The organism is Pseudomonas sp. 008 (assembly GCF_016861935.1).
In the GTDB taxonomy this organism is placed as follows: Bacteria; Pseudomonadota; Gammaproteobacteria; order Pseudomonadales; family Pseudomonadaceae; genus Aquipseudomonas.
Map to the genome: position 1 here is coordinate 16,722 of NZ_BOMA01000027.1, position 11,735 is coordinate 28,456.

The following is an 11,735-nucleotide window of genomic DNA, read 5'->3' on the forward strand; positions in this document are numbered from 1 at the left end:
GTGCCGGGAATGAAGAGTCCGGATAATAGCTGCTGCCATGGCCGAGGCTATCGACTATTTCCCCGTCGAATTCATATTCATCGAACGAGTCATCCATTGCTCCGCCGTTTGCTCATCCGCCGGCAAGGAGAAGCGAAAAGTCGCGCCGCGTCCCGGCACATCAATCAGCTCGATCTCGCGACCGTGCAATTGCAGGATCCGGTGCACGATCCGCAGCCCCAGCCCGCCATCGCGCCGTGCGCCGCCAATGTTGAATGGCCGCAGGAACAGACCTTCACGCAGTTGGGGGGCGATGCCGGGGCCGGTGTCGCTGACGGTCACTTCGATAAAAGCCCCTTGGGGGCGGAGGCTGAGTTCGATTTCTCCGCCTGGGGGCGTGTGGCGCAGGGCGTTATCGAACAAATTGGTCAGCACCCGCTCGATCAGCCCCAGGTCGGCGCAGGCCACGGCGACGTTGGGGGCGAAGGTGGCCTTGAGTTCAATCTGGCGCGCTTCGGCGCTGAGTTCGAACTTCTGAAAAATGTCCTGCACCAGATCAGTCAGGGAGAAACGCTCCAGCACCGGTTGCACGAAACCGTGTTCCAGCCGCACCAGTTCCAGCAACGATTGCGCTAGGCCGCCGACCTTGCGGCTTTGATCCAGGGCGATTCCCAGATAGCGACGGCGATCGGCGGGGGACAAGGTGGCGTCCTTGAGCGACAGGGTTTCCAGGTAACCGTGCAGCGAAGCCAGCGGCGTGCGCAGGTCGTGGGAGATGTTGGCCACCAGTTCGCGACGCTCCTGATCCTGACGGGTCAGCGAGCGCCATTGTTCACCGAGGCGCGCTTGCATCTGCCGAAAGGCCGCGTCGAGTACAGCTATTTCATCGTGGCTGGCGGCCTTTTCCATCGGCTCCGGCTCCGGCTCAGGTTCCGGCGAAGCGGTTGGAACGCCGTTGATATCGAACTGACTGACTTTCTCGGTCAAGCGACGCAATGGCCGGGTGATCAGGGCGAATGCCGTGAGGCCGGCAATCAGGCACAGCAACGCCACCAGTCCGATGGACAACAACGCGGTATTGAGCGCCGCGCTGGTGGCTCCGCGCTCGGCGAAGCGGTCGTGCGCTTCGCTGAGCAACACCACATACAAATAACCGGCCGGCTGACCGTTGACCCGCAAAGGCGCGGCGCTGAACACCTTGCGACCATCGACGCTGCGCGGATCGTCGCCGAGAATCGGCAATGCCTCGCCCTTGAGCAAGCGCTGGATTGGCACCAGATCGACCTGCTCCCGATGTATTCGGCCTTCAGGCGCGGCGCTGCCGACAATCCGGCCGCCGGTATCCAGCAGATAGACCTCGACACTGGGATTGACCAGCATCAGCTGGCTGAACAGTTCGCGCACGGCATTGGGCATCGGGCCATTGCGGTCCATCAGCACGGTGTCGTGGGCGATGTGTTGCGCCAGATCCCGCGACAAGCCTTGCACCACTTCCAGCTCATGCATCTGGTTGGAGCGTACCTGCATCCATACCGAGGTGCCGCTGCACACCAGCAACAGCACGGCGAACACCAGGGACAGGCGTTGGGTCAGGGTCAACCTCATGGCTGCTCTCCGCTTGCTGCGAATTTGTAGCCACGGCCCCACACCGTGAGGATGCGCGCCGGTTGTGCCGGATCGGCCTCGATCTTTGCCCGCAGGCGGTTGATATGAGTGTTGACCGTGTGTTCGTAGCCTTCGTGGCTGTAGCCCCACACCGCATTGAGCAGGTCCATGCGCGAGAAGACTTTGCCAGGCTGACGGACAAAGAAGTACAGCAGGTCGAATTCCCGTGGCGTGAGGTCAAGACGCCGGCCGTCGAGGGAGACTTCACGGGTGATCGGGTCGATGGACAGGCCATCGCTGATCAGACTGCCTGCATCCATTTTCAGATTGCGGGCCATGGCGTCGACCCGTCGCAGCAGTGCCTTGACCCGTGCCACCAGCTCGAGCATGGAAAAGGGTTTGGCCAGGTAATCGTCGGCGCCCAGCTCCAGTCCCAGAATCCGATGCACTTCGCTGGAGCGCGCACTGGTGATGATGATCGGTGTGTAGCGGGCCATGGCCCGGGCGCGGCGGCAGATTTCCAGGCCATCGACGCCGGGCAGCATCAGGTCGAGGATCAGTGCGTCCCAGCTTCCTTGCTGCAACAGACGCATGCCCTCGTCGCCGTCGGCGCAGTGCACTACCTCGAACTGCTCATCGCGCAGATGCAGGCAGATAAGGTCGGCGATGTGCAGGTCGTCCTCGACCACCAGGACGCGTTTGGTCTGTTCCATGGAGCTCAATCCTTTGTGACGCAATGAACACATTGTGCGGGTTTTCCTGAGGTTGAGTTATCACGAATTATTTAACTCCTCGTGAGGATTTGGCGATCAACTCAAGCCTAGGCTGTGTTCCATGCAAGGCACCTGGAATTTTGGAGAAGGCCATGTTTTCACGGCGACAGTTTCTGGTAGCGAGCGGCGGGCTGGGGGCTGCAGCCCTGGTGATCGGTGTATTGCCAAAATTTTCCACAAGCATTGCGCTGGTCGATGAAGCCCGCGCGCAGGAGGTTTTCGAGGTGACCCACAGCGACAGCGAATGGCGCGCCCGGCTCAGCGCCGAGCAGTACGAAATACTGCGCGAAGAGGGCACCGAACGGGCCTACAGCAGCCCGCTGAACAACGAGCACCGCAAGGGCGTTTTTGCCTGCGCCGGTTGTGATCTGTCGTTGTTTTCTTCCGACACCAAGTTCGACAGTCGTACTGGCTGGCCGAGTTTCTGGGCGCCCCTGGACAACGCGGTGGCCACCCGACAGGACCGCTCCTTCGGTGTATTGCGCGAAGAGGTGCACTGTCGTCGTTGCGGCGGTCATCTGGGGCATGTCTTCGAGGACGGGCCAAAGCCCACCGGTCTGCGCTACTGCATGAACGGCCAGGCGCTGACCTTCAAGCCACAGGCGTGATCCATGGGCACTTCCTTTCACTCACTTCATGCAGGTCGACGTTATGTGGCTTCTGGCCCTCGCTTATCTCGGTGGTGTGCTGACGATTGTCAGTCCGTGCATTCTGCCGGTATTGCCCTTTGTCTTCGCTCGCACCGGGCAGCCGTTTATGAAAAGTGGCTTGCCGCTGCTGGCGGGGATGGCACTGACCTTCGCGCTCGTCGCCTCGTTGGCGGCGGTGGGCGGCGGTTGGGTGGTGCAAGTCAATCAGTACGGTCGCTGGCTCGCGTTGCTGTTCGTGGCACTGTTCGGGCTGACGCTGTTGCTGCCGCGGCTGGCCGAACGCCTGACGCGTCCACTGGTGGCGGCCGGCGGTCGGCTGTCGGAAGCCGCGGGCGTAGATTCCCGTCCGCGTCCCGGCGCTTCATTCCTGATCGGCGTCGCCACGGGCCTGCTCTGGGCACCCTGCGCCGGGCCGATTCTGGGTTTACTGCTGACCGGTGCGGCGCTGCAAGGGGCAAGCATCGCGACCACCCTGTTGCTATTGGCTTACGCGGCCGGTGCCGCCACTTCTCTCGCCGCGGCACTGCTGCTGGGCGGTAAAGTCTTCGCCGCAATGAAGCGCTCAATAGGCGCTGGCGAGTGGCTACGTCGTGGCCTGGGCGTCGCGATGCTGGTCGGTGTGGTGGCGATTGCCCTTGGGCTGGATACCGGGATTCTGGCGCGGGTTTCGACGGCGTCCACCGGCGGCATCGAGCAGGTGCTGGTTAACCGATTGGCCAGTAAGACACCGGCCAACAGCGGGACAATGATGGCGCAGATTCCACGGGCCGGCGATCAACCCGCTGGCAGCATGGCCGCTGGCGATGCGATGAAAGTGACCGCGAAGGCGCCGAGCGCGCTGCCGATTGAGGGCAGCCTTCCATCCCTGGACGGCGCCGTGCAATGGCTCAACTCGCCCCCACTCACCGCCCAGGCGTTGAAGGGCAAGGTCGTGCTGGTGGATTTCTGGACTTACTCCTGCATCAACTGCCTGCGCACCCTGCCGTATGTGAAGGCCTGGGCCGAGAAGTATCGCGATCAGGGTTTGGTGGTGATCGGTGTCCACGCGCCCGAGTTTGCTTTCGAACGGGATGTGGGCAATGTCACCAAAGCCATGAAGGACCTGGGCATCACCTACCCGGTGGCCATTGATAATGACTACAAGATCTGGCGCGCTTTCAACAACGAATACTGGCCGGCCCATTACTTTGTCGATGCTCAGGGACGCATTCGTTATCACCATTTTGGTGAAGGCAAGTACGCCGAATCCGAGCAAGTGATTCAGCAACTGTTGCGTGAGGCGGGGGCCGCGAAAGTCGCGCAGGGGCTGATCAATGCCAACGCCCAGGGTGTTCAACTCGCCCCGGACATGAATGAAGTGCAATCCCCCGAAACCTATGTCGGCTACCGGCGGATGGAGCATTTCGCCTCTGAAACCAGCCTGGTGCCGGACAAGGCGACTGCCTATAAGCCACCGTCACAACTGGCCCTCAATGACTGGAGCCTCGACGGTCAATGGGCTGTCGGTCCGGAGCGGGCCGTTTCAAACGCTGCGGCCAGTCGTATCGTCTATCGGTTTCACGCTCGCGATTTGCACTTGGTGTTGGGCCCCGGTGCTGACGGCAAACCGGTGCGTTTCAAAGTGTTGATCGACGGCAAGCCCCCAGGTGATGCCCACGGTATCGACGTCGCGCCTGATGGCAGCGGCAGCGTCACCGAGCAGCGGTTGTATCAACTGGTACGCCAGACCTCAGGCGTAAAGGACCGGACGTTCAGCATCGAGTTTCTCGATCAGGGTGTGTCGGCGTATGCGTTTACGTTTGGTTGACAGCCCCCATTCATTCAGGAGACAGCCCATGAAAAACCCATTCAACTGGCGTCGCACAATTCTGGGTTTGGCCGCCGCCACCGTTATCGGTCAGTGCTCTGCGTTCTCGTTCACGGGCGCCGAAGAGGCGGTCATCATCCCGGCGCCGACGCTTGACGAAACCACCCAGGCGCACAGCGAAACGGCGGTTTTTGCCGGCGGTTGCTTCTGGGGCGTCCAAGGCGTGTTTCAGCATGTCAAAGGGGTGAAAAATGCGGTTTCCGGTTATGCCGGTGGCGCAGCCAATACCGCTCAGTACGAGCGGGTCAGCGAGGGGGATACCGGCCATGCGGAGGCTGTCGAAGTGACCTTCGATCCCGCTCAGGTCAGTTACGGAACCCTGTTGCAGATCTATTTTTCGGTGGCTCACAACCCCACCGAACTCAACCGTCAGGGCCCGGACAGAGGCACCCAGTATCGGTCGGCGCTATTCCCGAAAAACACCGAACAGCAACGCGTCGCCCAGGCCTACATCACCCAGCTCGACGCTGCTCATTCATTCAACAAACCGATTGTCACCAAGCTGGAAAGCTACAACGGCTTCTACCCGGCGGAGGAGGAGCATCAGGACTTCCTGACCGAGCACCCGACGTACCCCTACATCGTGATCAATGACCTGCCGAAAGTGGCGCAGTTGAAGCAACTGTATCCGGATCGGTATCAGGAAAAACCAGTATTGGTAAAAGCGGGCATGTAGGCAGGCGGCTCAACCTGAAATCAGATTCTTGCCCGCGATTTTCGACCGATACAGCGCCTGATCGGCCCTGGCCAGCAACCCGGTCTGTTGTTCTTCTTCAAAGCGCTGCACCACGCCAAAACTCATGGTCACTTGATAGTCCCCGACCGGCAGCAGGCTCGCCAGGCCATGACGGATTCTTTCAGCGAGTGACCTGGCGTCGGCCAGCAAGGTATTGGGCAGGATCAGGATGAATTCGTCACCGCCCCAGCGCGCCAACAGATCACCTTTGCGCACGCAGTGCTTCACACTCTCGATCACTTGCACCAACGCTGCATCTCCCAGGGCGTGACCGTAGTGATCGTTGATGTTTTTGAAGTCATCGAGGTCCATGGCGATCAGCGACAGGGGTTCGCGGAAGCGTTGGGCGCGGTCGCATTCCTTGGGCAGGGTTTTCTCCAGTCGATAGCGATTGGCGATGCCGGTCAGCACATCGGTTTCTGCCAATTTGCGATTTTCTTCGAGTTGAATCTGTAACTGCTGATTGACCCGGGACAACTCCCGAGTGCGTTCCTTGACGATGGCTTCAAGGGATTGATTACGCCGCTCCATTTCTTCGATCAGGCGTTTCTTGTCTTCGATGCTGCGGTGCGCGCCGATCATTCGCGCCACCGAGCCGTCGGCATTACGTGCCAGTACGTAGCCGCGATCCTCGATCCAGGTGTAAGTGCCATCGCGCATGCGGCAGCGATACTCGGCCTGATAACCGGGAGCGCGCTGATCCAGGTAGTCATCAAACAATGCCATGACCCGCGAATAATCGTCGGGGTGGATCACGTTTTCCCAGGTCAACACATTGTTGTCCAGGGAATGAGGCGTATAGCCGAGCATCTCGTACCACCCGGGGTTGCGATAGACGAACCCGGTGTTGGCGTTCCAGTCCCAGATGCCATCGCTGACCAGTTCCAGAACGGTGTGCAGCATGTCTTCGTTAAAATCTGACAGATCGAACTTCAACGGCTCGATTTTCGATGCATCACCCATCATCGGTCTCCCTGCCGTCCTGATATCAACGTGACTCGTCAGTCGAGGAGATTAATTCATGGCGTATTGCCCCGGCTAGTGTTTGCCCCACCACCGCAGTGCAAAGTCAACGAAGCTGCGCAATTTCGGCAAACGGTAGCGGTCCTGGGCGTACACCAGGTTCATCGGCCGACTTGGCAGTTGGTAATCCTGCATCAAGGCCACCAGTTTTCCGTCCCGAAGGTCTTGCTCCACCAGCGCATCGGGCACCATCACGATGCCCATGCCGGTTCGCGCCGCTTGATGCAGCCCCGCCGAGCTGTTGATCAACATCGGCCCGCTGACCGCCACCATGACTTCGCCTTCGGGCCCCTTCAGGCGCCATTGTTTGGCTACCGAGTGCCAGTCATCTCCGGCCGGGTAGGCGAAGGCCAAACAGTCATGGTGTTGCAGGTCGGCGGGTTTCTCCGGTGTGCCTCGACGCTCCAGATAATCCTTCGATGCGCACAGGGTCATCGTGTAGTCGATGAGCGGGCGAGAAATCATGTTGGACAGTTCGGTCGTGCCCAGACGAATCGCCACGTCGAAACCGTTGTCGAGCAAGTCCAGACGCTGGTTGGTCAAAACGACGTCGAGTTTGACTTGCGGGCAGCGCAGGGTGAACTCGCTCAGGGCCGGTGCGAGCCGTTCGGTGCCGAAGGTCAGCGGTGCGGTGATGCGCAGAGTGCCGCTCGGCTCGTCAAGGGTTTGTTCGGCCAGGCGTTCGGAATCAGCCACCAGCCCCAACACTTCGAGACACCGCTGATAGTACGCCGTGCCGAATTCCGTCAAACGCTGACGCCGTGTCGTACGGTTGAGCAAGCGCACACCCAGGCGTTGCTCCAGAGCCCGCAGGTGATTACCGACCATGGTCGTGGACATTTCGCACTGCAAAGCGGCGGCGGTCATGCTGCCGGCTTCCACCACTCTTACGTAAACGGTCATTGCCTGGAATAAATCCATTATCAAGCCCAGCTTTAAAATTATTGAAGTATTTCAGTGTTTATCCAGCTCAGGTGGCTAACGATACTGCAAAAACACCGACTATTGATGGAGCTTGATGTCATGACCGCCACCTGCCTGATGAGCACTTACCAACCTTTGGCCCTGAGTTTCAGCAAAGGCCTGGGCACGCGACTGTGGGATCAAGCCGGTCGTGAATACCTGGACGCGGTGGCGGGCGTGGCGGTGACCAATGTCGGTCATTCCCATCCGCGAATCGTGTCGGCCATCAGCGAACAGGCTGGGTTGCTGTTGCACACATCCAACCTGTACAGCATCGACTGGCAACAGCGGCTGGCGCAGAAACTGGTTCGGCTATCGGGCATGGAGCGGGCGTTCTTCAATAACTCCGGTGCCGAAGCCAACGAAACTGCGCTGAAACTTGCGCGGCTTTACGGCTGGCACAAAGGCATCGAACAACCGCAGGTAGTGGTCATGGAGAATGCTTTCCACGGACGGACCCTCGGCACCTTGTCGGCCAGTGACGGCCCGGCGGTGCGCCTGGGGTATAACAAGTTGCCGGGGGACTTCATTAAAGTGCCATTCGGTGACCTCGCTGCCCTGGAAAAGGCGCAGAAAGCCCACGGCCCACGCATTGTGGCGATTCTGATGGAGCCGATTCAGGGCGAAAGTGGTGTGCAAGTGGCGCCGCCCGGTTATCTCAAAGCGGTGCGCGAGCTCTGTGACCGGCGCGCCTGGTTAATGATGCTCGACGAAATCCAGACCGGCATCGGCCGTACCGGCCAGTGGTTTGCGTTCCAGCACGAAGGCATCATCCCGGACGTCATGACCTTGGCCAAAGGCCTGGGTAACGGAGTGCCCATCGGTGCCTGCCTGGCTCGGGGCAGGGCTGCGGATTTGTTCACACCCGGCAGCCACGGCAGTACATTCGGCGGCAATCCGCTGGCGTGTCGGGTGGGTTGCACCGTGCTGGAGATCATCGAGGAACAAGGCCTGCTGGAAAACGCCAGACTTCAGGGCGAACGCCTGCTTGCCAGATTGCGCGTCGAACTGGCCGACGACCCGAACGTCCTGGTGATCCGTGGCCAGGGATTGATGATTGGCATCGAACTGGCCCAACCAATCCGCGACCTGACCTTGATTGCCGCGCGGGATCACGGTTTGCTGATCAACGTGACACGGGGCAAGACCATTCGCCTGCTGCCACCGCTGACGATCGATGAGCGGGAAGTGGAAATGATTGTCAGAGGGGTGGTGCGGGCGGTGAAAGCGGCCTGACACCTTCTGTGTATACACCGCTTCCCTTTGTAGGAGCAGCCTTCGGCAGCTCCTACAAAATCGGTGTCTCCCTCAGTGAAATAAGCCCCCAAGAAAATTGCGGGGGCTATCTTGCGGGGGCTATCAATTGGTTTGCTGCACCGTACTGACGAAAGCGGAGACTTCAGCCCGGTTCATCAGTTGAAGTTTTGAACTGCTAAACCCTTCAAACAAACGCTGATGCGCGGCAAATCCACTGGACCCTTGGCGAGTACGGTAGCTGCCGGCCCAATCGAGTAACGCAATCAGCAACTCTTCCTTCTCGTCCCGCCTCGCTTCTCGCTGGCGAATGTTGTTCACGCAATCTTCGTCCTCCAGACACAGCCAGATCAGCGCAGTGGCCTGCTCCACAAGTTCGCTGACCATCCAGCCGTAAACACCCTCGATAACCCAACGCTCTTCACTCGCCGCCACCCGCGCCATTCCCAGTGCTTCGTTGCGGGGACGGGCGATGCTGTGTTCATCGGATACCCAGTGAATCAGGTCGAGATCGGTCCAGGGCGCTTGCAGATGCTCGGCCATTCGTTTGGCCAGCCAGCTCTTGCCCGAGCCGGAGTTGCCGATGATCAGGGTTCGAGTGAGTTTTAGGGTGGCCGGGTAATGATTGCTCATGGTTATTCATGCAAAGTCAGTCGGCTGTTTCGGACACTTCTGGCGCAATCATTCGCGTCTTCGGCGATCCATCCGCATTGAATTGATAAATATCCTGTGGTTGACCCTTTTCATTGAAGAACACTTGACCAATTCCTGCCGAGTTCCACAGCCGTTCCCCAGCTTCGGCGTGTTCGGGAATGTGCGGAACAATGCGCATGCGTCGGCGTTTGGTCAGCCAGTTAAGGGGCGAGCGGGGCGAGTAGAGCCAACGGTTGAGGCGGTCGAACCATTCGAGCAAGGCGGGTGGGAATTCGTTTTTGATACCGCTGCTGGTGATCTGCCAGATACGCGGGCCGGCCTTGCGGTGTCGGATCAATACTTCATAGACGAAGGAATAATGCACATCACCGGACAGCACCACGTAGTTACCGGGTGTGCGGGAGTGTCGGAAAATGTTCAGGATCACTTGAGCCGCGCCGCGATGAGCCATCCAGTTTTCGGCGTCCACCAGCAGTGGATAACCGCACCAACTGAACACGCGCTGTACGGTTTCGATCAGTTTGACGCCGAAGATCGGCGCCGGTGAAACGATGATCGCCGAAGGATGATCGAGCAATTCCTGTTGCAGCTCACTGAGCGCTTCCCAGTCCAGCAGGCCCGACGGCTGTTTGAGGTTCATCTCGCTGCGCCAGCGCCGGGTGCGGGTGTCGAGCACCACCAGCGCCGGGCGAGTGGGCAGCACGTAATGCCACTGCTGAAAACTCAGCAGTTCATCGATCAATTCGTCCTGGACCTCGCTGTCGAGGTGATGGTCTTGCCCCGTGACGCTCAATAAGCGGGTTTTTTCCAGTACGCTGCCAAACGCATCCGGGTTGTTGCCCCAACCCTGACACAACATATAAGCAAACAGCGCGTTGCCGATGATGCGCTTGGAGAACGGATGGTTGTAGGCCGTTTCCTCCCATTGCGCAGAGAGATTCCAGTCATCGGTAATATCGTGGTCATCGAAAATCATCAGGCATGGCAAATGCGCCATCGCCCGCGCGACACCACCCAGCCCCGCCTTGAACCCATCGATGCGCGTCTGCTCCAGGGCATAACGCTTGCGTCGTTCGGGCGTCAGTGTCGGTGGTTGCGGCGCGATCAGCGTCCAGGACGTTGGCGACCACACCAGCAGGTACATGGCCATGACTTCGGCGAAGGTCACCAAATGATTGTCGGCGCTGCTGCTGGTGAAAATCGGCTTACGCGCCCCACCGAAAAATCGCTCGCGCAGAGTTTCGTTGCTCTCAAGCGCCGGTAACAAATCCGCACGATGGTAGTAACTGGCCGGATGTTCGTAGAGTTTGGTGCTGTCGCTGACTACTGCGCCGTCGAGGTGTTCGTCGAACAACCCCAGATGTTCGATCAAGGCATGAATTGCACGCAGCATTGGTCCCGCGACATCATCCGCATACACCTGATCACCGCTCATCATTAATAGAGCCGGACGCTTGCTTGCGTCCGGCTCTGACGCGAGCAACCGGTCGACACACAGCAAGCCATCGGCCGCCGGATGGTGAGGTTTACGGCAGGAGCCATGCAGCAACTGATCGATCTGTGAGCGCAACACAAAGTTCGGGCAGCGCGCTTCGCCATATAGTAGGTGAGGTGCCCACTCGGCGATGCCCGACGGAGCGCCACCCGCCTCGGTGATCAGCAGGTCGTACTCGATCAGCGTGTCGCAGGGCAGGGCGGTGTTCAGTGGTACATCTATTAGATGAATAAAGGCATGAGTGCCGACGGGAATGATCGTGCATTGATCCGCATCGAGGCGGATATCGATGCCTTGCAGGCGCAGCGTCAGCGCCAGCGCACGCGACCCGACCAGCCAGAGCACCAGCCGCGCAGGTTCCAGGCGCCGCAATAACGGGCCGACGAGTACGGGTGGTAGTGATTGATGAGCGTCAGCTAATGGCAAAGACATAGACATCCCGTTCAAGACTCTTGGCGCAGAGGGGCGCGATCATAGCGCAGCTGGTAAAGAGGGCGGGTTTGTCGACGGGTAATGCAAGCAAAGCCTGGACAGCTTATGAGGCAGAAGTCGGTACTCCGCCTAAGCCGCATGGATTAGGTGAAAATAATTACAACAGGTGGTTGACCACCAAATAAAACACTGTATTATTCGCCTCCCGCTAACGAGGAGTTTGAAGCTGAGTTGGCGGCAAGTAGTTGAATTTCATGAAGAAAATTTGAAATTTAGTGCTTGACAGCAACAGAGGCTGCTGTAG

At 59.3% G+C, this 11,735-nt stretch carries 10 protein-coding genes; 4 read left to right on the forward strand and 6 right to left on the reverse strand.

The features are described 5' to 3' along the window. Positions 1-54: 54 nt before the first annotated feature. A complete protein-coding gene (locus JUI81_RS30930; RefSeq protein WP_204125627.1) occupies positions 55-1,584 on the reverse strand; it encodes a HAMP domain-containing sensor histidine kinase in 1,530 nt (509 codons plus the stop codon). Continuing rightward, on the reverse strand, positions 1,581-2,297 hold the full coding sequence (locus JUI81_RS30935) for a response regulator transcription factor (protein ID WP_018930163.1): 717 nt from the start codon (positions 2,295-2,297) through the stop codon (positions 1,581-1,583). Before JUI81_RS30935 ends, JUI81_RS30930 begins: the two co-directional genes overlap by 4 nt. 152 nt (positions 2,298-2,449) lie before the next feature. Between JUI81_RS30935 and msrB the strand changes: the two genes are divergently transcribed. From msrB to msrA, 3 genes are read left to right on the forward strand one after another with little or no spacing between them, the layout of a single operon-like run. Beyond that, positions 2,450-2,965: a peptide-methionine (R)-S-oxide reductase MsrB gene (gene msrB / locus JUI81_RS30940; protein WP_019582326.1), complete on the forward strand. Its 516-nt coding sequence runs from the start codon at positions 2,450-2,452 to the stop codon at positions 2,963-2,965. A 43-nt stretch (positions 2,966-3,008) separates the two neighbouring features. Next, the gene (locus JUI81_RS30945; RefSeq protein WP_204125628.1) at positions 3,009-4,814 is read left to right on the forward strand and encodes a cytochrome c biogenesis protein DipZ; all 1,806 of its coding nucleotides are present in this window, start codon (positions 3,009-3,011) and stop codon (positions 4,812-4,814) included. A 28-nt stretch (positions 4,815-4,842) separates the two neighbouring features. Further along, positions 4,843-5,550, forward strand: coding sequence for a peptide-methionine (S)-S-oxide reductase MsrA (gene msrA / locus JUI81_RS30950; protein ID WP_019582324.1), 708 nt, complete (start codon positions 4,843-4,845; stop codon positions 5,548-5,550). Positions 5,551-5,559: 9 nt separating this feature from the next. Here the strand turns inward: msrA and JUI81_RS30955 are convergent, their stop codons facing one another. Both JUI81_RS30955 and JUI81_RS30960 read right to left on the reverse strand, forming a co-directional pair. Continuing rightward, positions 5,560-6,573 carry a sensor domain-containing diguanylate cyclase gene (locus JUI81_RS30955; RefSeq protein ID WP_019582323.1) on the reverse strand — a complete coding sequence of 338 codons (1,014 nt, stop codon included), beginning with the start codon at positions 6,571-6,573 and terminating at the stop codon, positions 5,560-5,562. Positions 6,574-6,648: 75 nt separating this feature from the next. Further along, positions 6,649-7,554 carry a LysR family transcriptional regulator gene (locus JUI81_RS30960; protein WP_019582322.1) on the reverse strand — a complete coding sequence of 302 codons (906 nt, stop codon included), beginning with the start codon at positions 7,552-7,554 and terminating at the stop codon, positions 6,649-6,651. 102 nt (positions 7,555-7,656) lie between these two features. Here JUI81_RS30960 and JUI81_RS30965 point away from each other — a divergent pair, with 102 nt between their 5' ends. After that, positions 7,657-8,832: an aspartate aminotransferase family protein gene (locus JUI81_RS30965; protein WP_204125629.1), complete on the forward strand. Its 1,176-nt coding sequence runs from the start codon at positions 7,657-7,659 to the stop codon at positions 8,830-8,832. Between the two features lie 123 nt (positions 8,833-8,955). Here the strand turns inward: JUI81_RS30965 and JUI81_RS30970 are convergent, their stop codons facing one another. Both JUI81_RS30970 and JUI81_RS30975 read right to left on the reverse strand, forming a co-directional pair. Further along, positions 8,956-9,483: an adenylate kinase gene (locus JUI81_RS30970; protein WP_204125630.1), complete on the reverse strand. Its 528-nt coding sequence runs from the start codon at positions 9,481-9,483 to the stop codon at positions 8,956-8,958. Between the two features lie 16 nt (positions 9,484-9,499). Then, the gene (locus tag JUI81_RS30975) at positions 9,500-11,437 is read right to left on the reverse strand and encodes an alkaline phosphatase D family protein (protein ID WP_026331933.1); all 1,938 of its coding nucleotides are present in this window, start codon (positions 11,435-11,437) and stop codon (positions 9,500-9,502) included. Positions 11,438-11,735: the final 298 nt, after the last annotated feature.